The organism is Paenibacillus sp. FSL E2-8871, from assembly GCF_038000345.1.
Taxonomy (GTDB): Bacteria; Bacillota; Bacilli; order Paenibacillales; family Paenibacillaceae; genus Paenibacillus_AQ.
The window spans coordinates 5404607-5429287 of sequence record NZ_JBBOBV010000001.1; the positions used below are offsets into that span (position 1 = coordinate 5404607).

The 24681-nt window shown below is 45.9% G+C and carries 13 protein-coding genes and 2 pseudogenes; 14 read left to right on the forward strand and 1 reads right to left on the reverse strand.

What is annotated here, in order from left to right; translation table 11 throughout:
• Positions 1 to 3 precede the first annotated feature (3 nt).
• The 3 genes from NYE25_RS24430 (at position 4) to rlmD (ending at position 3467) form a co-directional block, all read left to right on the forward strand.
• Positions 4 to 774: a sirohydrochlorin chelatase gene (locus NYE25_RS24430; RefSeq protein WP_341147032.1), complete on the forward strand. Its 771-nt coding sequence runs from the start codon at positions 4 to 6 to the stop codon at positions 772 to 774.
• A 227-nt stretch (positions 775 to 1001) separates the two neighbouring features.
• Entirely contained in the window at positions 1002 to 1892 is an 891-nt protein-coding gene (locus NYE25_RS24435; protein WP_042184783.1) for a diacylglycerol kinase, read from the forward strand.
• Between the two features lie 90 nt (positions 1893 to 1982).
• A complete protein-coding gene (gene rlmD, locus NYE25_RS24440; protein WP_339800286.1) occupies positions 1983 to 3467 on the forward strand; it encodes a 23S rRNA (uracil(1939)-C(5))-methyltransferase RlmD in 1485 nt (494 codons plus the stop codon).
• 264 nt (positions 3468 to 3731) lie between these two features.
• Here rlmD and NYE25_RS24445 read toward each other — a convergent pair whose 3' ends face one another.
• Positions 3732 to 5522: a flavocytochrome c gene (locus NYE25_RS24445; protein WP_339800290.1), complete on the reverse strand. Its 1791-nt coding sequence runs from the start codon at positions 5520 to 5522 to the stop codon at positions 3732 to 3734.
• 224 nt (positions 5523 to 5746) lie between these two features.
• Here NYE25_RS24445 and NYE25_RS24450 point away from each other — a divergent pair, with 224 nt between their 5' ends.
• The 11 genes and pseudogenes from NYE25_RS24450 (at position 5747) to NYE25_RS24500 (ending at position 24567) form a co-directional block, all read left to right on the forward strand.
• On the forward strand, positions 5747 to 7384 hold the full coding sequence (locus NYE25_RS24450) for a sensor histidine kinase (RefSeq protein ID WP_339800294.1): 1638 nt from the start codon (positions 5747 to 5749) through the stop codon (positions 7382 to 7384).
• A complete protein-coding gene (locus NYE25_RS24455) occupies positions 7353 to 8141 on the forward strand; it encodes a response regulator transcription factor (protein WP_339800297.1) in 789 nt (262 codons plus the stop codon). Before NYE25_RS24450 ends, NYE25_RS24455 begins: the two co-directional genes overlap by 32 nt.
• A 402-nt stretch (positions 8142 to 8543) precedes the next feature.
• On the forward strand, positions 8544 to 11564 hold the full coding sequence (locus NYE25_RS24460; RefSeq protein ID WP_339800300.1) for a DUF4855 domain-containing protein: 3021 nt from the start codon (positions 8544 to 8546) through the stop codon (positions 11562 to 11564).
• A 275-nt stretch (positions 11565 to 11839) separates the two neighbouring features.
• Positions 11840 to 12409 carry an SF0329 family protein gene (locus NYE25_RS24465; protein ID WP_283910185.1) on the forward strand — a complete coding sequence of 190 codons (570 nt, stop codon included), beginning with the start codon at positions 11840 to 11842 and terminating at the stop codon, positions 12407 to 12409.
• A 481-nt stretch (positions 12410 to 12890) separates the two neighbouring features.
• Complete coding sequence (scfA, locus tag NYE25_RS24470; protein WP_076098734.1) at positions 12891 to 13040, forward strand: six-cysteine ranthipeptide SCIFF; 150 nt, start codon at positions 12891 to 12893, stop codon at positions 13038 to 13040.
• A 122-nt stretch (positions 13041 to 13162) separates the two neighbouring features.
• Positions 13163 to 14557, forward strand: a complete 1395-nt coding sequence (scfB, locus tag NYE25_RS24475; protein ID WP_341147033.1) for a thioether cross-link-forming SCIFF peptide maturase — start codon at positions 13163 to 13165, stop codon at positions 14555 to 14557.
• A gap of 393 nt (positions 14558 to 14950) precedes the next feature.
• Positions 14951 to 20953, forward strand: a complete 6003-nt coding sequence (locus tag NYE25_RS24480) for an S-layer homology domain-containing protein (RefSeq protein ID WP_341147034.1) — start codon at positions 14951 to 14953, stop codon at positions 20951 to 20953.
• 148 nt (positions 20954 to 21101) lie between these two features.
• Positions 21102 to 21527: pseudogene (locus tag NYE25_RS24485) on the forward strand (tRNA-dihydrouridine synthase); the annotation flags it as partial.
• 65 nt (positions 21528 to 21592) lie between these two features.
• A pseudogene (locus NYE25_RS24490) lies at positions 21593 to 22155 on the forward strand (SF0329 family protein).
• Between the two features lie 170 nt (positions 22156 to 22325).
• A complete protein-coding gene (locus NYE25_RS24495) occupies positions 22326 to 22655 on the forward strand; it encodes a MazG-like family protein (RefSeq protein WP_341147035.1) in 330 nt (109 codons plus the stop codon).
• A 19-nt stretch (positions 22656 to 22674) separates the two neighbouring features.
• The gene (locus tag NYE25_RS24500; protein ID WP_341147036.1) at positions 22675 to 24567 is read left to right on the forward strand and encodes a DUF2075 domain-containing protein; all 1893 of its coding nucleotides are present in this window, start codon (positions 22675 to 22677) and stop codon (positions 24565 to 24567) included.
• The last annotated feature ends 114 nt before the right edge of the window (positions 24568 to 24681 follow it).

Sequence of the window (24681 nt, forward strand, 5' to 3'; positions counted from 1 at the left end):
TTTATGGTACCGGGCGTACTTATTATCAGTCATGGCTCTCGCGATAAGGCTTGGGTGTCAATCGTAGAGGAAGCCGTAAGCGGATTATCGCTAGGTGAAGAGATTCCTGTTGTGGTCTCTTTTTTAGAGCTGGTAGAGGGCCGTCTGATTCAAGATGGAATAAATGAGCTGGAACACGCAGGGATCACAGATATTATTGTGATCCCATTGTTCGTTTCCTCAGGAAGCACACATGTCGATGAGATAGAATATGCACTTGGCGCCAAACCTGAGCCTGAACGTGAGACGGATTTAGCGCTGTTCTCAGTGAAGGCTAAAGTTCACTACGGTTATCCTATCGACGATGATCCGGACATCGCTGTAATGATCTGGGACAAGCTACGTGAGCTGTCTACGGAACCGAAGCGAGAGACGATTTTGCTTGTGGGTCATGGCAGTGTATATGATGGCTTCCGGCAGCGCTGGCAGAAAGGTATATCTTCGCTGGCGGGACGTGTAAGTGAGGTAAGTGGCGTAGCGGCGGCCGACTATGGTCTGCTGAGTCCGGATAGTATAAGAAGCAAGGTAGAGTATTGGCAGGAGCAGGGTCACGAGGTACTGGTGGCGCCGCTTTTTTTGAGTGAAGGCTATTTTACTAAGCATGTGATTCCGAACAGACTTAAAGGGTTAACCTATAAGTATTCTGGTCAAACGCTTCTGCCCCATCCCCTTCTTCCGCATTGGATTGAGAGACAGGTAGAGATACTCCTCGAACAGATTCGAATGAAACGATAAAGCACCTACCCTTGAACACACTTAATCATAAAAAAGTGCCCATATCCGTGGATAATACGGGATTTGTTGCATACACATATAAATAGTTGTTTTTCTCTAACTTAGTGTCATTAATTGCTGTATAATGGAATATTTGCATGAAAGGGCCTTTAACATTGATTGTAGTGGTCCGAATTAGGTATAATCAATTAGGTTATTCTATTATAAAAACAGGTGGCGTTCCGGTAATGAAAACTGCGAGATTGATTTATAATCCCACTTCTGGACGGGAAGAAATGAAGAAGCGGCTCGCCGATATTTTGGACCGGCTGGATATTGGTGGCATTGAAGCTACCTGCCATGCAACAACCGGAGAAGGCGATGCTATGCTAGCTGCTGCAGATGCAGTAGAACGCGGTTATGATTTGATCATAGCAGCCGGTGGCGATGGCACTTTAAATGAGGTTATTAATGGTATGGCGGAGAAGCCTAATCTTCCCCCGCTCGGCGTTTTGCCGCTTGGTACTACCAATGATTTTGCACGCGCAATGGGGATCCCGAAGAACTGGGAAGATTCCTGTGATCTGATCATTCGCCAAGAGACACGTCCGATTGATATCGGTAAGGCAAATGACCGTTATTTTATTAATATAGCAGGCGGCGGTAGTCTAACCGAACTGACATATGAAGTTCCTAGTAAGCTGAAGACCATGATAGGGCAGCTTGCGTACTATTTAAAAGGTATTGAAAAAATGGTCAGTCTGTCTCCTCAGGAACTAATCATTCGTGCCAATGGGCAGGAAGTTATTCATGATGAGTTCATGCTGTTCCTGATTGCAAATACGAATTCTGTTGGCGGCTTCGAAAAGCTTGCTCCTGGCGCTCGTATCGATGACGGTCTGTTAGATGTTATAGCGGTTAAAAAATGCAACCTGGCAGAGTTTGTCCGTTTGGTCAGATTGGCTCTTCGCGGTGAGCATTTGAATGATAAGAAGGTTATTTATTTCCGTACGGATGCGATGGATGTAATCTCTCCAGGACATGTCCAATTGAACTTGGATGGCGAACTGGGTGGAGAATTGCCAGGGCGATTCCGGATTTTGCCACAGCATTTGCGGATTTTTGCTGAAAATAACTAAGCTAAGAGCCATTGAAGATTATTGTGGGATATATAGTTATGATAAATGGGTTTATACAGCGATGATAATGAAAGAAGTGAACTATAAATAATGAGTAAACACCGCAGTGGACGCAGCACCAGCCGCCCAGTCGGCAAGGCGCCTGTCGCCGGACTGCCTGTGAATAAAAATGATGAGGTTATGCTCGATATTATCGGCATGACCCATGAAGGTGAAGGGGTAGGCCGCGTAGAAGGCTTTACCCTTTTTGTGCAGGGAGCTCTTCCCGGAGAGAAGGTCCGGGCAAAGGTGCTCAAGACCAAAAAGCAGTATGGCTACGCCAAGCTGCTGAATTTAGTAGAGGCGAGCAGCGCCCGCATCGCGGCGCCTTGCGAGATCTATGACCAATGCGGCGGCTGTCAGCTGCAGCATATGGACTATGCGGCTCAGCTGGCGTGGAAACGGCAGCTGGTGGTGGACAACCTGGAGCGGATTGGGAAGCTCCGGGTGAGTGGTGGTGGCGGAGACGCTGGAACGGATCAGGCAGCGGGCATTCTCGTCCGCCCAACACTGGGCATGGACGAGCCTTGGCGATATCGCAACAAGGCTCAGGTGCCGATTGGCGTAACAGAAGGCGGCCTTGTGGGCGGCTTTTACGCGAGAGGAAGCCACCGGATCATCGATATGGAAACATGCTTGATTCAGCATGAAGATAACGATGACGTTGTGCGCAAGGTGAAAGAAATCGGACGGAAGCGCGGCATTACTGCTTACGACGAGGAATCCGGCAAAGGCTTACTGCGTCATGTCGTAGTAAAGAAAGCCTTCCGTACTGGTGAGATGATGCTCGTACTCGTCACTAATGGCGAACGCATCCCACATCTGGACGAATGGATCACTGAGATCCGCCGTGAAATCCCAGCTGTTACAAGCATCTGCCAGAACGTGAATACTAAGCAGACGAACGTAATCTTCGGTGATACAACACGTACCCTTTGGGGGAACGACGTTATTTACGATTATATCGGCGATGTGAAATTCGCGATTTCTGCCCGTTCTTTTTATCAGGTTAACCCGGCTCAAACTGAAGTTCTTTACGGTAAGACGGTGGAATATGCAGGACTTACGGGAAACGAGACTGTTATAGATGCTTATTGCGGTATCGGGACGATTTCATTGTTCCTTGCGCAGCATGCTAAGCAGGTCTACGGTGTAGAAATCGTACGTGAAGCGATTGAGGATGCTCGGGCGAATGCCACTTTGAACGGTATGGATAATGTAGTGTTTGAGGTAGGTGCATCTGAGGATGTGATCCCTAACTGGAAAGAGCAGGGGATTACGGCGGATATTATCGTGGTCGATCCTCCGCGAAAGGGCTGCGATCCGCGGTTGTTGGAGACGATTCTGGCGATGAAGCCGGAACGTGTGGTGTATGTATCGTGTAATCCATCGACACTGGCAAGGGACTTGCGGGTGCTCGAAGATGGAGGGTATAAGACAGTGGAGGTAACTCCGGTGGATATGTTCCCGCATACGGTGCATGTAGAATCGGTAGCTTTGTTGGTGAGGAACCCTTGTCAAGTAGACACTAAATAATTGCTATAGTTCTAGTGATAGTACCAGGAAAGAAATGGACAATATTAATTCCACTAACGGAGAACGATAAAAGAGCCGCGAGTTAGACGAGCGTAGCCCCTAGGCTCCACCATAAAAAACCGCCCTGTTCGCAATGTTGCTGACAGGGCGGTTTACTATGTCATAGAGGGAAACTTGAAAGTTATCAGTCAACCTGCACTCAACAAACTATCTTGCATTTTTTTAAGGCTAACTTATTAATAGAGCACTTACACAAACATAAGATTACTCTGCTACAACTTGCTTACCTGCAATCCGGCCGAAGGTGAAGATATCAGCGATAGCATTACCGCCAAGACGGTTTGCACCATGAATGACCCCTGTTACTTCACCTGCAGCGAACAGCCCAGGGATGACTTCGCCTTTTTCATTCAATACGCGAGTCTTCTCGTCGATCACCAAGCCGCCCATTGTATGGTGAACGGATGGTACAGCTTTTTCGATGTAGTAAGGGCCTTTTTCAAGAGATTTCAATCCACCGCGATGTTTGAAATCAAGGTCTTTACCTGTTTTCGCATAATCATTTACTTTATTAATCGTTTCTTTCAAAGTGTTCACGTCAATTTTGAAGAAATCAGCCGCCTCTTCAATCGTATCGGCTTTAAAGAGCAAGCCTTGTTTAACGAGCTGATCGTATTCGTCTTGATGAACTTCGATCGTTTTACCAATATCCTCAATGCCTTGATTCCATAATTGATACGTATATCCACCCGTTTGGGCAAGAATTGCTTTAGAAATAACGTCACGACGTTCTAATTCCTCAACGAAGCGCTTGCCTTCTTGGTTAATCAGGATCGCACCATCGAAGCGGGAGTCTGCAACCAGGGAAATAACACCTGTCTCAGGATTACAGATTGGATACGTTTGAATACTCTCCATATTTGTCAGTTTGGCGCCAATCGTTTCTGCCATAACGATACCGTCACCTGTAGATCCTGGTGTATCGGTAGACATATATTTTTCATCCATTTTAGGGTTATACTTTTTACGCATCTCTACATTGGATCCAAAACCACCGGTAGCGATGATGACGCCTTTGTTCGCATGGAATGTGATCTTGTCGCCAGTACCCGAAGTCGCAGTTACACCGGTTACTTTGCCGCTTTCGTCCTTCAGCAAGGTTTCGGCTTTCATATTCGTTTTGATCGTGATTTGATCAGCGTCTGTTTTGGCTTTTAACTTAGTAATCAATTCAACACCTGTATGACCTACAGGAATCAACGCACGTTTTCTGGAATGGCCTCCAAATTGGAACAGATGATCAGGTAAGAACTCTACCTTGATCTCATCGCGCAGCCATTCGGCAGATGATAGAGCATTGTCGGCAAGAATACGAACCATCTTTGGATCCCCGAGGTTGTCTCCGCCTTTCATCGTATCATTATAGAACAATTCAGTCGTGTCATCTGTGATGCCTAGAGCACGTTCAACCCAGTTGTCAGGAGCATTCATCTCACCACCGGAGATCAATGTGTTGCCGCCAACAGCTGGCATTTTCTCGAGCAGAACTACATTTGCTCCAGCGCTCTTCGCTTCGATAGCCGCACTAAAGCCAGCACCCCCGGCACCGATGACGACAACATCATAGGTTTGCTCGACTTCTTCTTTGTCTTTGCTTTTACTGACTGCAGCGCCAGCGACAAGGGTAAGTCCAGATTTCGTAATTGCATCTTGAATGGCTTCGAGATATCCTTTGCTTGTAACCGTAGATCCGCTAACGGCATCAACTTTTGCGCTGTTAGTTGCCATGACATCTTGCTTGAGCTGCGTATAAACAGGTTCTGCAAGTACTTCATTTTCCTTATGCTCTGTTACTTTAATGTCAGTGATCTTGTTATCTAATAAGGAAACTTGTACTTTAATATCACCATGTTTACCTTGCCCAACCCCTTCAAAGACTTGAACTCCGTTTGCATCTGCAGCGGGTGCTGCATCTTTACCGCCGCAGGCAGCAAGCGTGAACATAAGACTGAGGACTAGTAGAATAGATAACAGCTTTTTCGTGTGAGTTCGCATAATATCTCCTTCATTCTGTTGTGAATTGGTTACATACACTAGGGAGAGGCAGATTTGCTAGGCAAATCCCTTATCTCTAGCCTAGACATGAATGGTGTTTCATGTGAAAATATGCACAAGACCTATTATAGAGTTAGTACTGCATTATGTATTTGCACAGATTAGCGTTTTTTTGTCTTTTTCGGGCATGTAAGAAACGGATATTGTGAAGGGCTATGATTACAATGAGATCAATTCACTTAAAAATTACGTTAATCGCAGGAAGCTGCTTCTTGCTGCTGTTCATTGCATTGCTTGTAACAATATATTTGGAGATGAACCATACGGTTGTCCCTTTGAATAAGAACTTAACGCAGCAAGTGGTTAATGCACGCAGCGACCAGATCGATTATTGGTTTAATCAGCGCATCGGTGAGATAGACATGCTTGCTTCTCTAGCTTCGGACCATCATTGGACACGAGATGAATTGCTGCAAGAGATCGATAAGTTCGAGGCGAAGAAGCAAGTAGAGTACGAATCCATACGAGTGGTGGATATTCACGGAAATTCCTGGTCAGCAAAGGACAAGCCTTTTTCGATACTAAACCGACCCTACTATCGAAAACAACTGCTAAATTCAGATTCCAATTATGTGGTGAGTAATCCGATCGTATCCAAAGCGAATGCAGTTGAAATCGTCGTCATTCTCTACCGCGTGAATCCATCGGTGAATGATGAGGTAGCTTATATTGCCGCAGCCGTCTCCGTCAAGAAGATGAAGGAGATTGCTCAAGATGTAATGCTATATGACCAGTCAGGCCAGCTTATCATCGATTGCAGAGAGCTGGGTGAAGGAGATGGAGCGGAGGATGCAGCAGATAAGAAGAACATGAGTGTATTTGAGGCTCCAATTCAAAATGTGGAAGGCTGGAAGCTAGTACTCGAAGTACCGAATTCAAGTCTATCGCTAGCGGTGATCAAAACCCAGCGGACTGCATTGCTGGTAGGCGTTCTTATCGGTAGTGCGTTTATCGTCTTTCTGATGCTGCTTGCTTCTTCCATTATTCGTCCAATTCAGTCGCTTCGCCAGGTAATGGAAAATGTGCAGAACGGCAACCAAACCATACGAGCAGATGTTACGCGCTCGGATGAGATCGGCGATCTTGGGCGAAGCTTCAATGACATGCTTGTTCAATTATACGCTGTGGAGCAGGACAGAAAGGAGATGGAACTCAGACTGATTCATGAGCAGATCAAGCCGCACTTTTTATACAACACATTGGATACGATCCAGTGGATGGCAACGGAACATGGAGCAGATAATGTGGTGGAGATGGTGGAAGCGCTTAGCGCGTATTTCCGAGTAGGGCTTGGCACAGGCAGTCCCTACATTCTGCTTGATCAGGAGTTGTACCATGTCGAGAGTTATCTTCATATTCAAGGCGTGCGATATGAGGAGATTCTGGACTACGAGCTTCGATATGATGAAAAGCTTGCTCAGTGCCAAGTGGTTCGCTTCATGCTGCAGCCTTTGGTGGAAAATGCAATTTATCACGGGATTAAGCCACTTGGGGATCAAAAGTGCAAAATTTCGATTACAGCATATAAACAGGTCGATTATTTGGTCATTAAGGTTGAAAATAATGGGGTTATGATTCCTGAAGAGAAGCTTGAACAGATGAATCAAGCCCTTCTTGATGATAAAGATGATCGTTCTGCCACGGGCTTTGGGCTATACAGTGTAAACCATCGCATTCGACTAGCTTACGGGGTGCCATATGGCCTTGCAGTGAAGAGCGAAGATGGCATTACCGTTATGGTCATTCGAATACCTTTGGAAGGGGAGCGGAATGAAGATGTGGAAGATTGTCATCGTCGATGATGAAACGATCATTCGCAAAGGCTTGCGACAATACATTGAGGAGAGTTCGTATCTTTTTGAAGTTGCAGGAGAAGCGAAAAGTGCAAACGAAGCATTGAATATGGTGGAGGAAGCCCCACCACATGTATGTCTTGTGGACATCAACATGCCGAATATGAATGGGCTCGATCTGATAAATATATTGCGCGAACGCTGTCCGTCGGTTCTGGTTGTCATCATCAGCGGCTACGATAACTTTGAATATGCGCGTCAAGCCGTGCAACTGCAAGCATTCGATTATGTATTAAAACCTGTGCCGAAGAGTGATCTGAACAAGCTGCTTCATCGGATCGATGAGCATCTTCAAGCAAAATATCCTTTGCATTCACATGAAAGCAGGGTGGATAAGGAGCTGGAGCTTCCCGGGTATACAGGGGATGGAACAGTGCTTATCCAAAAAGTGACCGAGTATATTGACAGTCATTATCAGGATCCGGAGCTGTCTATTACTCGAGTAGCAGCGCTATTTCATATCAACCAAACCTATCTTAGCAAGCGTATGAAGCAAGAAATCGGTGCTTCATTCCTTGACTATGTCACCGAGCTTCGGATATCGAAGGCGAAGGAGATTCTGGATGACGTAATGCCGAATATCAAAATCGGGGATCTGGCCGTGAAGGTAGGGTATAAGAGCCAGTACTATTTTAGTCGTGTGTTCAAAAATAGAGTCGGTTCAAGCCCCTTAGAGTACAAAAAGCATCCGTTCGGTTATGGATAGGGCATCAAGTTAGTAGAACGCCGCAGCAATTAGGCGCCACCATATATAAACACGACGCAACCTCGAGAGGGTTGCGTTTTTTATTTGGAGGATTGCTTAGAGGACATTGATAGAAAATAGGTAGGACCTAAGGAGGTAAGCGCTATCTTTATACCTATAAAAACGTGACGTGAAGGCCTTCATGTCAACAAGTGTATACCCAATGTCATTAATTATCTATTTGAAAGAAAGGCCACTTTTCATAATGTTACTATAAGGACATTGACATATGTTATAAGCTTCTATGGCGTGTCGGAATCTCGGAAGGGAGGAAAGAGCATCGAGGTAAGCTCAAATGGAAGCGCATACCATTTAGGAGATTGATGTTTCTTGACTCAAGAATCAGAAGGGAGTTCGTACGATATGAAGAGGAGTAGACAATGGGTAGCTCTCGTCATGGTTGCGATCATGATCGTAACGATGATGCCGATCGCGCAAGCGGAAGAGGCGCTGCCGCCTACACAGACAGAGGAACAGACACCAGTGAACCCGCCGGGCGAAGCCGATCCGGTCGAGGTGACGAATCCATCAGACCTACCGGGAGCGGGTACGGAGGGTGTTATTGCGTCAGTGTATGGGGCGGTATATCACAATCTTGCAGCGGGCTTATCTTATGAGTGGTCGCAAGAGCCGGAAGCTTCAAATCCGGATGAAGGCAACAAACTTACGGATGGTATATATGGGGCAAGCAATAGATCCGACGTAGCATGGGTTGGACATCATTTGGGTAAGACACGCGAAGTTGTGTTTGATTTGGGGGCGAAGAAATCACTCACGGGTATTAAAGCCAATTTCCTCGAAGATTGGCCAACGAACAATGTACTCGTGCCACTCACGGTATCGATGTACGTCTCCGATGACAAGGTGAACTGGGGACTGCTCAAAGACAATGCCACGCAGAAGCTGTGGAATGATGGTAAATACACGGAGACCTATGTGTGGGATGGCAACAAGGACGGTATTAAAGCGATCGGCCCAGATGCGAAAATCGCGTATGCTCGGTACGTGAAAGTAACATTCACAATGCATACGCGTGCAATGACCTTCGTGGATGAGATTGAAATCCTCGGTGAAGAGGGCAAAGTTGCCGGAGCCGTAACTGTTCCAACGCATACGCCGAAATTCTTGGCGGCAGGCGAAGCGACAGCGGGTATAGAGCATCTTGGACTTTTGTATAACGGGCAATATGCGAATGACTTAGGCATCTGGACAAAAGAACGGATCATTCCGAACATTAGTTATGTCGATAAGGACGGCAAGATTAAGGATCGACTCTTCGACGGCGTCCTGTATCTTGGCATTAACTCTCCAAATCCAGGTCGTGATTTCGGCGGGCGGGCTTATCTGGAAGATTGGCAATGGTATCTGGATAAGACCTTTGCGGTAGGCGGTGATATGGATGCGTTAAACGCAGCGGCTAAGGAAGTATCCGATGCGCTGAACGAGTCTGGCGTGAAGGAAAAGGTTGTCCTCATGATTCCGGATCCAGGTGAATCGATCACTAATTTCGGAGCTATTGAACAAGGTGGAGAATCGCTGAACTTCAATGATTCCGTTGGCAAAGAGAAAGCCCTTGCGAACCGTGAAAAAGCAGTTCAATGGTGGCTGCAGCAAGTCAAATCGAGATGGGAAGCAAAAGGTTACGCTAACCTCGAGCTTGTAGGTATGTACTGGTTCGAAGAGCAAATCAGCACAAGCCAATCCGGACCGGATCTGATCCGTTCGGTGAGCAGCACCCTGCATGACATGCAAATTAGCGGCAAGGACCTGAAGTTCTTCTGGATTCCGCACTTCTTCGCTTATAAAGCGTTCATGTGGAAGGATGTCGGCTTCGATGCGGTGACGATCCAACCGAACTACTTCTTCGAGCCGACGGATATCGAGCGCTTGGAGGATTCTGCGAATCTGGCGAAGCAGTATGGCATGTCCAATGAACTCGAGTTCGATGATCGGATGCTGACGGACGGCGTGTTCCGCGAGCGGTATATCGATTACTTGAACAGCGGTGCGAAGACAGGGCTTATGAAGGATGGCTTCAAATCGTATTACCAAGGCAACAATGCAGTCTATAACACCGCGGTAAGTAAAGATCCAGCGACACGCGTTCTTTACGACTGGCTGTATCAATTTGTTAAAGGAACGTATCAGATCAACGAGGCTCCGCCTTCCGAGGTAGACGTGCAGATGAACGGCAAGCCGTTCCAGAGCGGGATGAAGCTGCCCGATTCAGAATCCGTAGCCTTTACATGGAAGCTTAGAACTGATGATGGCCTGACGAAAGTGACGGCGACGTATGACGGCAAGCCTTATACAGCAGGTACCGTTATTCCGCTCGCAGGCAAGCTTGGCAAGCATGAGCTTAACATTACCGTTACGGCGGGGCATATGGTGACAAAGTCATATGTTATCGAAGCAACGACGAATGCATCTGGTATGAAAGCGTTAGTCGAGCGCTTCGAAAAAGCGAAGCAATTTACGAATTCTGCAACGGTGCGTTCTTTGAACAACTATTTGGAAATGATGAAGCGCTATGAAGGGAACGATGCAGCGCAAGTCACCAAGTATCTCCAAGGCTTTAACGCAAAGCTGGATGAATTCAAGAAGGTGGGTACGATAAAAGATGAGGCGTACAATACGCTGAAGGAAAGCGTCTATTACCTAATAGGCAATTTGGCGCAGAATAAAACGGTAGAAGCTTCGTCGACCGAAGGCAATAATGTGAATTATGCACCGGCTAAAGCCGTCGATGGATTCCCTGCTTCAAGATGGGCGAGCGAATACGTGGACAATACTTGGTTCCTGGTCGATCTCGATGAAGTGAAGGAAATGGATACGGTTCGAATCGATTGGGAATATGCTCGTGCCGATAAATACAAACTTCTTGTGTCGAACGATAAGCAGAACTGGATCAATGTCATGCCAAATGACGGAATTATTACCGCGCATGATGGCAAAGAAACGATTCAGTTCAACCCGGTCAAGGCAAGATACATGAAGTTACAAGGCATAAAAAGAGCAACCGATTACGGATATTCCATCTACGAGTTTGGTGTCTATAACCTCTCGGGCGCTGTAGACGTGAAGGGCATTGAGGGCATACAAGTAAAGGTTGACGAGGAAGCGAAAAAAGTAACGATTGATGGATTGCTAATGAATGGCGTCCTTACAAATGTGAAGTTGAAGGTGCTTGATCCGAAAGGCAAGGTTCAAATCGAAGATGAGACGAAGAGTACCGTCGCGGGAAGCTTCCAATTCACATTCAAACTTACGGGTAATTTAAAGGGAACCAATGAGGCGTATCTATCGACTGGCTATATGAGCGAGCCTGTAAAAGTGATCTTTGAATACTCAAAAGAAAACCCGGGTAAAGGTCACGATAAGTAATGGAGAAATAATCCATCCAAGCACGACCCGCGCTGAAACTTCCTGTACCGGTTATCGAATTATCTGTCCGAGGAAGACTTATAACCGAAGTAAAAACGTTTGAGGCGTAACATAACAAGCCGATTAGGTACCAGACCACGGGGTCTATACCTAATCGGCTTGTTTCTATGTACAGTATCAAGATATTATTCAGGTTTTAGTGGGATTGTATTATGTATTGTATAATAGAACGACTGCCTCAACAGGTATTTATAACATAAAACATAGGAGGATACATGTCCTGGAGCAAATTGAAGCAACAACTGGAGAGTTTTCTCTGTCCTGCGTTATACGGCAGGGTTGAATATCGCGCAAGCAGTTACCGTTATTTACCTGATAAATCAGGGAATTGTTATATTTCGGTAGATAAAAAGAACGTACTTAATATGAATGATAGAACTAGCTCAATTAGATGGTATCAGACGGAGCAGGAGATTAAGAATGATTCAGATCTCCAAATTCCTATCAACCATGAAGACATTGAAGCGGTTAGAAAAGATAGTAAGGGGATCATCCCGGAGGATCGTTTAATAGTCATTGCAAGAAGCAGAAAAATATCAGAAGTTGCAAAGGAGCTTTTGTCAGCACAGACGTCATTAAGTAAATCGAATTTTATTGTTATAGCAACTAAGTATTTATCTATTTCCATAGAGGAGAGCTTAGAAAGTGACGATATCTTATTGAATATTCTAGCCTTAGTGGACAGACGAGTTGGAAAAAAGCGAATTTTAAACATGAGCGAGAAGATGAAGTTAAAGCATCCAAGTGTGCAATATTTTTATGAACTAAGGCGTAGTATATTATAACAATAAATAACTTCATTGAATATTCAAGAAACACTCTCTACAAAAATCCCTAATTCTACGTGACTTCTTCCCACCATAACAATAGCCATGATAATGAGAGGGATGTTCGCATATGGTGCATATGGAATCGGAGAGTGTCGCTCTACTGGTAAGGAAGGATACAGTGTTATGAGATCCTTATATTTATTGGACTTTGCGGACAAGTATGAGGAAAAATCGTTGTTAAAGAGATGACATCATTGCCGTCTCTTTTTTGTTTCACTTTTTTAGTATTGCGCTGACTCTGGTTCCCGCTACCGCATCTTACGATCACAAGTATGAAGACTGCAGCAAAATTAGCGTTGATGCTTATGTTCGAGCTCTCTCTGCTCTGCTCAGCTAGGTGACGGGAATCATAGACGTACTTGTGTGATGTTGCTACGATGTTTCATGGAAATTAAGTGAAAGTGATCACAAGAAATTACAAAAGGAGTTATTTATCGTGAAAAGAATCGTAACACTGAGCACACGCAAACTGATGGATACCGCAAAACATGGCGGATGTGGCGCATGCCAGACATCTTGCCAATCCGCTTGTAAAACTTCCTGCGGCGTTGCAAACCAGAAGTGTGAAAATGCAATGAACAGATAGGATTCGGAATTTTACCGCCCATTGCTCTGCTGATGGGCGGCTATTTTTAAGAAATGGATACTATCCCTAAAGGATGGCGAAGCCGTTTCTACTTGTGTGTAAAAGGAGCTTGATTAGCAAGTATGATTCATCAATATAAACTAAACGGATATAACATCGTGCTCGACACTTACAGTGGTTCGGTACATGTTGTTGATGACCTGGCATATGAAATTATAGCGCTTTATGAGGAAACTTCTGTCGAACAAATCGTGACATTGATGTTGGATAAATATAAGCATGATTCAAGTATTTCTGAGAGCGACATTCGAGAAACCATCGTGGATATCGAGGCGCTTATAAATGATGGTCAGCTTTTTACGAAAGATGAGTATGAGAACCTCTCGCTCGATTTAAAAAAACGGAAAACTTATGTTAAGGCACTCTGCCTCAATGTTGCGCATACCTGTAATTTGTCATGCGATTATTGCTTCGCTAGCCAAGGGAAATACAACGGAGATAGGGCAATCATGAGCTATGAGGTTGGACAAAAAGCTATCGATTACCTGCTTGAAAATTCGGGTCATCATCGAAACCTGGACATCGACTTTTTCGGCGGGGAACCGCTTTTGGCCTGGAAAGTGGTTAAACAGATCGTAGCTTATGCAAGAAGCAAAGAACAAGAATACAAAAAGAAGTTCCGCTTCACCTTCACGACGAACGGAATGCTGCTGAACGATGAGGTCACCGAGTTTTTAAATCAGGAAATGTACAATGTCGTATTAAGCCTGGATGGAAGAAAAGAGGTTCATGACCGGCTTCGCCAAACGGTTAACGGAAAAGGCAGCTACGATCTTATTGTTCCGAAGTTCAAGGAATTCGTTCGTAAGCGCGGGGACCAAGAGTACTATGTTCGAGGAACTTACACTCGTAACAATGTCGATTTCACCAACGATATATTTCATATCGCAGACCTTGGTTTTGACAAAATCTCTATGGAACCGGTCATCTGTGATCCAAAGGAACCCTATGCACTTACCGAGGAGGACCTGCCGGAGATATATAACCAGTACGAAATTCTCGCCAAGGAAATGATCGGTCGCGGTGAACAAGGCAAGGGGTTTACCTTTTATCACTACATGCTTGACCTCTCAGAAGGGCCTTGCATCCAGAAGAGAATCACTGGCTGTGGGTCAGGAACCGAATATCTTGCCGTCACCCCTTGGGGAGAGCTTTTTCCTTGCCACCAGTTCGTCGGGGATGAAGAATATAGCATGGGAAACCTCTGGGATGGGATCACACAACCTGAGCTGCAATGTCAATTTAAAGAGAGCAACTGCTACTCGAAGCCGGAATGCAAGGACTGCTGGGCGAAACTCTACTGCAGCGGCGGTTGTCCTGCCAATGCGCTGCACGCGACGGGTTCTCTGGTCGGAACCTATGACTTCAGCTGTGACGTCTTCCGCAAAAGAGTCGAATGTTCCATGATGGTGAAGGTTGATGAATCTATTAGAGCGATGGAAGGGCAATCTAGCTAGTTAACGTAACGGACGAATAAACTATAACCGAGAAATAGACACTTTTAAATAAAGTGCCCTTTCTCGGTTTTTTTTGTATTAACTAGAACTATGATCATAGATCGTCTTCTCCATCGGCAATCAGGATGAGGAATTCAAAACATGACGGCCTAATCTGTTTAATAGACAGAGAGGGCTTTTTTTATGTGCGAATTCTATGATTTTTTCTTTGATCACGAATTTAATATGACTAAAGTCATATTAAATTCGTGATTTAACGTATTTTTTGTCGAAAAATAAACTATTTTCTAAGAAATGTCGATATAATAGGATAGAAATCTGCTTTTCTGTATTAACTGCAATTACGGAAGCGTTAACAATTATATGAATAGTCATTCGACAAGGAGGAAAGCAATGTTAAAAAAGTTAGGCAAGATTGGATTAGCTTTTATATTAGTCATTGGACTGCTACCGATGATTTCACTCCGGGCATACGCTGCCATCCCCTCATTCACCAAAACGGTGGACTTTCCCATTCAGACTCCAGTTACAAACGCCTCGGGTAAGAATGTTTCTGATGTTGATGTTCTTCCTGACGGAAGTACCGCAGTAGTGTTGAACACATTCGCTTATCAAGGCAATTCCTATGTTTATTCTTATTTTTTAAAGATTTTTGACCGCACGGGAGCACTTAGATCAGATGTTGATCTGAGTAGTCTAATGGATACCTATTACAAAATGATTGATGTGAATATGCTTGCGCTAAGTGATGGAAGGATTTTGATTACTTACCATAAAAGCGACAGCGGCGATAACAATTTGCAATTGGGAACCGTTAGGGAGAGTACTCCCAATGCCTATTTCATGGTGCTAAACCAGTCAGGACAAAAGGTGGTCGGTCAGACACAGATTAATACATACTCTGCCGCCAGTACCCCGGCACTCACGCGCTTTGTCTCTATAACGGAATTGTCTGACGGCAATATAGCTTTTTCCTGGCAACGAAACGACAATATTAGCACGGCTACGCGTGTGTTCACTGTTGAGGGTAACCCAGTTTCGGGAGAAACACTTCTGGTTTCCCATAATGCGAGCATGTCTAATGTATCCGCTGGAGACGGTGTATATATGGTTGCTTACAATTCAGGAGTAGGGCCCCAGACAGATACTATTCATCTGAAGATATTCAGTAATAGTGGGACTCTGTTAAAAACGATTGATAAAGGAATAAGAACGGATGAAAAACAGCTGTTTCTATCCACGTTGAACAACGGGAATTTCATGTTCAGCCAATATAACTATAGAAACGACTCATCAACGGTTTCTTTATATGATAAGAACGGTACGAGTAAGGGTGATTTTACAGTAAGCGGCTCTCTAGGTGAATCTTCGGCTGCTATTTATAGGGATGGTGCAAATCCGGGCTTTGTAACCGTAAGTACGGACCCCACTTCTACCAATGCCATCAATGATGCGTACAACAACTTTAAAGAATGGTCGGGAACGCAGTATGCTTACCTGAATTATTATGACAATGACGGTAACTTAGTCTTTACATCGGATCAGCCGGTGGATTCCGCTCCGGTTGCTATGCAGGGTTTCAATGAAGCCACTTGGATGTACGCTGTGGAATATTATCCAAGCTTCAAATTGTATCCCACCTTTGGTGACAAGCTTGTCTTGGTGACAACCGATAATACGGATGCTGATCATTATAGAATAACCGCTAAAATATTTGAGACGGGAGCTCCGGCACCAGCGGCTATCATTGACTATGCAGCTGAGCAACTGACCGGACTGACGCCAAACAGCGCGTACTCGGTTAACAACGGTACGGCGGTAACGGCGACAGCGGATGGTAAGCTGGCTATAGACATCAGCTGGTTGGGAACGTCAGTGAGCATCGTTAAGAAAGGTGATGGCTCGACGACAACGGATAGCCCGGCACAAACGCTGACTATTCCATTCCGTCCAGGGGCACCGACTGGTGTAACGGCGACGAATGAAACGGCGATAAGTGCTAACGATGGTACATTGACTAACGTAACAACTGCGATGGAGTACAAGAAGGGTGTGGCGGGTACTTGGACGAATATTTCAGGTGCAACCGTAACGAGACTTGATCCGGACATCTACTATGTCCGGACAAAAGCGACGGTGACGGCGTTTGCGTCAGAAGCGAAGAGCGTGACGGTGGCTACGTTCGTGGCAACACCGGAAGTGACACCGGCAGCCATCATTGATTATACGGCAGAGCAGTTAACCGGTCTGGTGCCAAACGGCTCGTATACGGTGAACGGTACGGCAGTAACAGCGACAACAGATGGTAAGCTGGCCATTAACAGTGGTTGGTTGGGTACGTCGCTGAGCATCGTGAAAAAAGGCAATGCCTCGACGACATTGGATAGCACGGCGCAGACGCTAAGCATTCCGTCACGTGCAGAGGCGCCGACTGGTGTGATAGCGACGGATGAAACGGCGATCAGTGCTAACAATGGTACTTTGACGAACGTGACAAACGCGATGGAATACAAGAAGGGTACAGCAGGTGCATGGACGAATGTAGCAGGTGTAACCGTAACGGAACTTGTTCCGGACACGTATTATGTCCGGACGAAAGCGACGGCGATGGCGTTTGCGTCAGAAGCGAAGAGTGTAACGGTGGCTACGTTCGTGCCAACGCCGGAAGCGACACCGGTAGCCACCATTGATTATGTGGCTGAGCAGGTAACAGGTTTGACGGCAAGCGGCTCGTACACGGTAAACGGCGTCTTGGTAACAGCGACAGCTGATGGCAAATTAGCTATTGATAGCAGTTGGTTGGGAACGTCACTGAGCCTTGTGAAGAAGGGCAACAGTTCGACGACTACGGATAGCGCAGCACAGACGCTGAGCATTCCGATCCGTCCAGGGGCGCCGATAGGTGTAACGGCGACAGACGAAACGGCGATAAATGCTAATAATGGTACATTGACGAACGTGACAACCGAGATGGAATACAAGAAGGGTGCGGCAGGTGCATGGAAGGATGTGACGGGTGTAACCGTAACGGGACTAACTCCGGACACGTACCATGTGCGGACGAAAGCGACTGGGGCGGCATTTGCGTCAGCATCAGTGCAAGTGGCGGTGGTTGCTTTTGTGGCAACACCGGAAGTGGCACCGACAGCCGTTATTGATTATTCGGCCGAACAACTGACAGGCTTGACGCCAAACAGCTCGTATACAGTAAACGGAGCTTTGGTAACAGCGACAGCTGATGGCAAGTTAGCTATTGATAGCGGTTGGTTAGGAACGTCGCTGAGCCTTGTGAAGAAAGGCAATGGCTCGACGACAACGGATAGTGCAGCGCAGACGCTAAGTATTCCGTCCCGTGCAGGGGTGCCGACTGGTGTAACGGCGACGGATGAAACGGCGATAAATGCCAACGATGGCAAATTGACGAACGTAACAAACGCGTTGGAATACAAGAAGGGCACAGCAGGGGCATGGATAGATGTGTCGGGCACAACCGTGACAGGACTTATTCCGGACACATATTATGTGCGGACGAAAGCGACTTTGACAGCATTTGCCTCAGAAGCGAAGATTGTGACGGTGGCTACGTTCGTGCCAACGCTGGAAGCAACACCGACAGCCATCATTGACTATGCGGCAGAGCAGTTGACAGGCTTGACGCCAAGTGGCTTGTACACGGTAAATGGTTCAGCGGTTACGGCGACAGCAGATGGTAAGCTGGACATTAATAGTAGTTGGATAGGAACATCGCTAAGCATCGTGAAGAAAGGCATCAGCTCGACGACAACGGATAGTGCGGCGCAGACGCTAAGCATTCCGTCACGTTCAGTGGCGCCGACTGGTGTAACAGCAACGGGTGAAACGGGATTGAACACAAACGATGGTACATTAACGAATGTTACTACTGAGATGGAATACAAAAAAGGTACAGCAGGTGCATGGACAGATGTACCTGGTACAAGCGTGACGGGGCTTACTCCTGACACGTATTATGTGCGGACGAAAGCAACAGCGACTTCATTTACCTCGGATTCAGTGCAAGTGACGGTATCGGCATTCACGAAAATACCAGAAGCGACACCAGTGGCCGTCATCGACTATGCTACTGAACAGTTGGCAGGCCTGACACCGAGTGGCTCATACATGGTAAACGATACAGCGATTACGGTGTCAGTAGATGGCAAGCTGGAAATAGATAGCAGTTGGTTGGGAACGTCACTAAGCATCCTTAAGAAAGGTGACGGTTCAACAACAACAGACAGTGCGGTACAGACATTAAGCATTCCATCTCGTGCAGCGGCTCCGGTAGGTGTGACTGTTACGGATGTAACGTACAATGGGGCTAATAATGGCGCCATTCAGAATCTGACAGTCCAAATGGAATACAAAATAGGCAGCACTGGTCTTTGGACAGAAGTTACAGACACAATGATTACTGACCTTGCGCCGAACACGTATTATGTTCGGGAAAAGGCAACGGCAACAGCATTCGCTTCAATTGCCGCTCAGGTTATCGTTCATGACTCGAATGCGGTCATCCCGTCCGCGCCTGAAGTCACGGCTGATGATCAGAACAATACGATTGTTGGTCTGGACACAAGCATGGAATTTTCAGTGGACGACGGACCTTACGTACGGTACGACGGAACTAACTTCCCAGACTTGAGTGGTGAACACATCGTTAAGGTACGGGTGGTAGCTAGCGGGTCCGTTCCGGCAGGACCGGCAACTACGCTGACCTTTACAATTAATATGCTTAACCCTGCGGGTGGCTTGAACGTGATTGCCATCGATCCAAGTGGCTCGGCAAATAACGGCTATACGCAAATCACCGTTACGCCTGCACTGGCTGAAGGACATAAGCTCTTTTATAAGAACTTTGGCGCTGGTAGCACCATCGTACCAAATGTGGGAGATGTCCTGATTGGATACACGCTTGTAGGCATTGAAGGATTGGTTCCTGCGGCCAATGGGGATACAATTGGGATTGCAGAACTAGATGCTGACGGCAAGGTGGTAAAATACGGTAGTGCAACAGCAGCTGTGGTGGCTGATACCGTAACACCTGGTACTGATCCGGTCAGCCCAGGAACCGGAAGTAACTCGAATAGCGGAACAACCCCCGGTAATGCGAACACAGTTGTTACCGATGTGATCGTACTAGTTAACGGTAAGGAAGAGAACGCGGGCAAAGCAACAACAACGGCCTTAGGAAACGTGGCAACAACTATTATCGTCGTCGACCCAGCTAAACTCCAAGCGAAGCTGGACGCGGAAGGTAATGGGGCGGTGGTGACCGTTCCGGTGACGCTGGATTCCAACATCATCGTCGCTGAGTTAAACGGTCAAATAATTAAGAACATGGAGAACGCATCGGCTACCCTAGTGTTTCAGACAAGTAAAGGTACTTATACTTTGCCAGCCGACGAAATCAATATTGATGCGTTAGCTAAAAAACTTGGAAGCGGTTTGAAGCTGGAAGATATCACACTGAAGATTACGATCAGTGAGACCTCGCCATCCATGAACCAAGTAGTGACAGGTGCGGCAAGTAGAGGTGGCTTCACACTCGTTGCACCGTCACTAGATTTCACTGTTACCGCTACTTACGGTACATCGACAGTGGAAGTAAGTCAGTTCAATGCTTACGTAGAGCGGATAGTGGCACTTCCAGGTGGTATTGCTCCGAATCGGATTACGACTGGAGTCGTTGTGGAGCCAGATGGCACAGTGCGCCATGTACCGACCAAATTCATTCTTAAGGACGGCAAATACTACGCAGTTATTAAGAGTGTGACGAACAGTTCGTATTCGGTGGTCTGGCATCCGCTGACTTTTGCGGATGTGGAGAATCATTGGGCGAAGGACGCAGTGAACAATATGGGATCTCGTCTAGTGATTAATGGAGTGAACAAAACGATGTTTAACCCGAATGCAGATATCACCCGCGCAGAGTTTGCGGCGATCATTGTACGCGGTCTGGGACTAAAACTTGGGGAAGGGAAGACAGCATTTGCGGATGTACCAGCGAATAGCTGGTATGCAGGAGCAGTTGAAACGGCATCCAAGTACGGTCTGATCACCGGTTTTGAGAACGGGACATTCCAGCCGAATGCTCCAATCACACGTGAGCAGGCCATGAACATTATCGCTAAAGCGATGAAGTTAACAGGTCTTGCGGACCAGACTGTCACAGTGGATGCGACAAGCGTACTCGCTGCCTTTACAGATGCAGGCAACATAGGTGTTTGGGCTAAGGACAGTCTGGCGCTAGCCGCCAAGGCAGGCTTAATCAGCGGCCGAGGCGACAATAAGCTGGAGGCAAAGGCTAATGTCACCCGTGCGGAAGTGGCGGTTATGATTCAGCGGTTGCTGCAGAAGTCGGGTCTTATTGATTAGATCGTGATGAGAATGGGAGAGCGGATTCAGCATAGGGCTGAATCTGCTTTTTTTGGTTGGGTGGGATATTTTATGGTTTATCATTGGAGAATTGCTATGTTTGGAATTGAAGTAACTATTACATATAGGTTGACACCAGATACACTGACTGACCATTAACGGGGATACCCCTGACCGTAAGACTGGTTTGCAGCTGGCTGAGTAATACGGTGTGGATGGTACTATGATTGGGCGCGGTATTTTTCATAATCCATTTGCTTTTGAGTAGGAGCCGAAGGATCACAGCAGTGAGGAATTGCTTAATTTGCTGCGGCTGCATCTGGATCTCCATGATCAATATTCAGGACTGGAACCACGTTCGTTCAGCCCTCTTCAGCGATTCTTAAAAATCTATGTCCGTGGATTCCGGGGGGCAAGTGAATTAAGAAATAACCTAATGAACACAAAGTCAACGAGTGAAGTGCGTGCGCTACTCGATGGATTTGAAATCAAGGAGCAGAACGAGGCGGGGCGGGGGAACGTGGGGATTAAGCTGCCAAGAAAAAAAGACGTGAAACGATTGAGGATCGGATGAATGGAGAGGGGAACCAACCCGGAGCCAACCAGCCTTTCCTCTGTTTTGTTATAGAGGGGGATTACATGACCTGGAGCAAATTGAACCAACAACTGGAGGGCTTTCTTAGTCCAGCATTAAATGGAAGGGTAGAATACCGGTTACCGTTATTTACCTGATAAATTAGGGGCCTGTTATATCTCGGTAGATAAAAAGAACGTGTTCAATATGAGTGTTAAAATGAACACTATCAGATGGTATCAGACAGAGCTGGAAATCAAGAATGATCTCAGATATTCAAATCCCTATCAACAAGGACGAAATTGAAGCGGTCAGACAAGCTGCCAAGGGGCCAGTGCCTTAGGATCGTCTAATAGTAATGGCCAGAAGCAGAAAAAAGTACAGAACATTCAAAAGAGCTTTTGGCAGCGCAGGCTTCGCTAAGTAAATCAAATTTTATCGTTGTGGCTAATAAGTTTTTATCTACCTCTGTAGAGGCAAGCATAGAGAGCAATGATATCTTATTGAATTTTCTGGCATTCGTAGACAGACGAGTCGGGAAAAAGCGGATTTTGGGCATGTCTGAGAAGATGAAGTTAAAACATCCGATGTGCGGTATTTTTATGAACTGCGGCGGGGGGCGTTGTAGGGTTCAAATCCATAATTAGCTGTATGATTTAATAAGCACTTCTGATTAATAGGAGTCCTTTTCTGTTTAATTCTAGAAAATTCATAGATTTACATTGGGGATTGGGCTATCATTGTTTTGTGCAGAGCAAGTGTTAGAGATTAAATTTGAACAACATGACGGGGGTACAAATGGACGAACTAATCGAGAGAATTATCCAATTCCGCGACGAAAGGGACTGGAAGAAATTCCATGATCCCAAAGATCTGGCTCTTTCCATTTCGTTGGAGTCGAGTGAACTGTTGGAACTCTTCCAATGGAAGAACAGCCAGCAAGCTATAGAGCAAAATTATTCCGACATGCAGGACGAAATTGCTGACATTCTCATCTACACGCTAACGCTCGTTCATGATTTAAATATCGACGTAAAGGATGCCATCCTTCAGAAAATAAACAAAAATGCGGAGAAATATCCGATATCCAGTTTCAGGGGAAGTTCGAAAAAAAGTACGCGGCAGTGAACGAATAGGGGAGAGCTCCATGATTATTTATGAATCGACCAAGCAGCAATTTATGAATGATGTGACCGAAGACAGCATTGCGGTAAAGATTCATAACCAGTTCGTGCAAAAAGCCGGCAGGGTTTCCATGGGCGAAATCAATGCATGGAATAATTCAATGAACTACCTATATAAAGTATTAAACACATCTACTATTCCAGATGACGCAGGAATCGCGATTGAGTATAAAATTCCAGCGTCTTCCAGAAGAGTCGACTTCATGATTACAGGCTTGAACGAAAAGGATCAATATTCCGTCGTCATTATTGAGCTTAAGCAATGGACAGAAGTTGAAACGGTCGAGGATGCGGATGGCCTTGTTAAAACCTACTTTAACCGAACGAAGGCGAGAACGCCGCATCCTTCTTTTCAGGCATGGTCTTATGCTCAACTGATTAGCGAATATAACGAGACCGTGCAGAACGAAGCGGTTCAACTCTATCCTTGTGCTTATTTACATAACTATGTACAGACCGATAACGACCCTATATTGCATCCTGTCTACAATCAATACATTGAGGAAGCTCCCATCTTCTCAAAGGGAGATGCTCTAAAGTTAAGAGGGTTTATTTCGACCTTCATTAAAAAAACCGATAGAAGCAAGTCGCTTTACCTCATTGAACATGGCAAGATTAAACCCTCTAAATCACTACAGGATTCACTCGTCAGCATGCTGCAGGGGAATCAAGAATTCATCATGATTGACGATCAGAAGGTAGTATATGAGGAAGCGTTAAGATTGGCGCAGCAAGCCCAGTCGGGAAAGAAACAAGTCTTGATTGTCGAAGGCGGACCAGGGACAGGTAAGTCGGTTCTCGGAATTAATCTTTTGGTAGAGCTTACGGCACGAGAACTAGTCTGCCAATATGTAACCAAGAATAGCGCGCCTCGTGCCGTATACATGAAAAAGCTGCAGCAAAACGTGAAGAGGTCAGTCATTGATAACTTGTTTAAGGGATCAGGCGTTTACTATGAAGCATTGCCTGATGAATTCGGTTGCTTAATTGTTGACGAGGCGCATCGCTTAAATGAAAAGTCGGGTTTGTTCAAAAACAAAGGAATTAATCAAACCATGGAGATTATCCGCGCTGCCCGGTTTTCTATATTTTTTATCGATGAATATCAGAAGATCGCGATGCACGATGTGGGCAGCAAAGAGCAGATTAGACGGTATGCTGAACAAATGGATGCTGATATCACGGAGTTGACATTGGCTTCTCAATTCAGGTGCAATGGATCCGATGGATATCTGGCATGGCTCGACGATGTACTCGATATCCGTGAAACGGCAAACGCAGATGGTTTCGATTTCGATTATGAAATTCGACTCTATGATGATCCGAATGAATTACGGGATGAAATCTTCAGCAAAAATCAGATAAATAATAAGGCAAGAATGCTTGCCGGATACTGCTGGGATTGGAAGACGGATGGAAAGAACAATCCTAGCGTTCATGACATTCAATTAGATCGCTATCAATTTTTCATGAGCTGGAACCTTAACAATACGACGACCTGGGCGATCGACCCTGAATCCATCGAACAAGTGGGCTGCATACATACCTCACAGGGACTTGAATTTGACTATGTCGGAGTTATCATTGGTGAAGATATGCGTTTTGAGAATAACCGTATCGTCACCGACCCATTTAAACGTGCGAAAACGGATAAGTCTCTTTCAGGCTTCAAGACCTTGTATAAGAAAGATAAGGACGAGGCGCTCCGAATGGCCGATCAAATTATACGAAACACCTACAGGACGTTAATGACCCGGGGAACGAAAGGATGCTATATCTACTGTGTGGATCCTCATCTGAAGGCATACTTGCAAAGGCGATTGGCTATCCAAAGTTCGGTCGTGATTTCGGGATAAGGCCAATTGAGGGCGATGAAGAGTTATATCATTGATTTGAAAAGACAGAGGATCGGATGAATGGAAAGGGGGTAAACCCGGAGCCAATCAGCCTTTCCTCTGTTTTGTTGTGGA

Coding starts and splice junctions, on each gene's coding strand:
- NYE25_RS24430 (WP_341147032.1), top strand. CDS start 4: ATGGTACCGGGCGTACTTATTATCAGTCATGGCTCTCGCGATAAGGCT.
- NYE25_RS24435 (WP_042184783.1), top strand. CDS start 1,002: ATGAAAACTGCGAGATTGATTTATAATCCCACTTCTGGACGGGAAGAA.
- rlmD (WP_339800286.1), top strand. CDS start 1,983: ATGAGTAAACACCGCAGTGGACGCAGCACCAGCCGCCCAGTCGGCAAG.
- NYE25_RS24445 (WP_339800290.1), bottom strand. CDS start 5,522: ATGCGAACTCACACGAAAAAGCTGTTATCTATTCTACTAGTCCTCAGT.
- NYE25_RS24450 (WP_339800294.1), top strand. CDS start 5,747: ATGAGATCAATTCACTTAAAAATTACGTTAATCGCAGGAAGCTGCTTC.
- NYE25_RS24455 (WP_339800297.1), top strand. CDS start 7,353: ATGAAGATGTGGAAGATTGTCATCGTCGATGATGAAACGATCATTCGC.
- NYE25_RS24460 (WP_339800300.1), top strand. CDS start 8,544: ATGAAGAGGAGTAGACAATGGGTAGCTCTCGTCATGGTTGCGATCATG.
- NYE25_RS24465 (WP_283910185.1), top strand. CDS start 11,840: ATGTCCTGGAGCAAATTGAAGCAACAACTGGAGAGTTTTCTCTGTCCT.
- scfB (WP_341147033.1), top strand. CDS start 13,163: ATGATTCATCAATATAAACTAAACGGATATAACATCGTGCTCGACACT.
- NYE25_RS24480 (WP_341147034.1), top strand. CDS start 14,951: ATGTTAAAAAAGTTAGGCAAGATTGGATTAGCTTTTATATTAGTCATT.
- NYE25_RS24495 (WP_341147035.1), top strand. CDS start 22,326: ATGGACGAACTAATCGAGAGAATTATCCAATTCCGCGACGAAAGGGAC.
- NYE25_RS24500 (WP_341147036.1), top strand. CDS start 22,675: ATGATTATTTATGAATCGACCAAGCAGCAATTTATGAATGATGTGACC.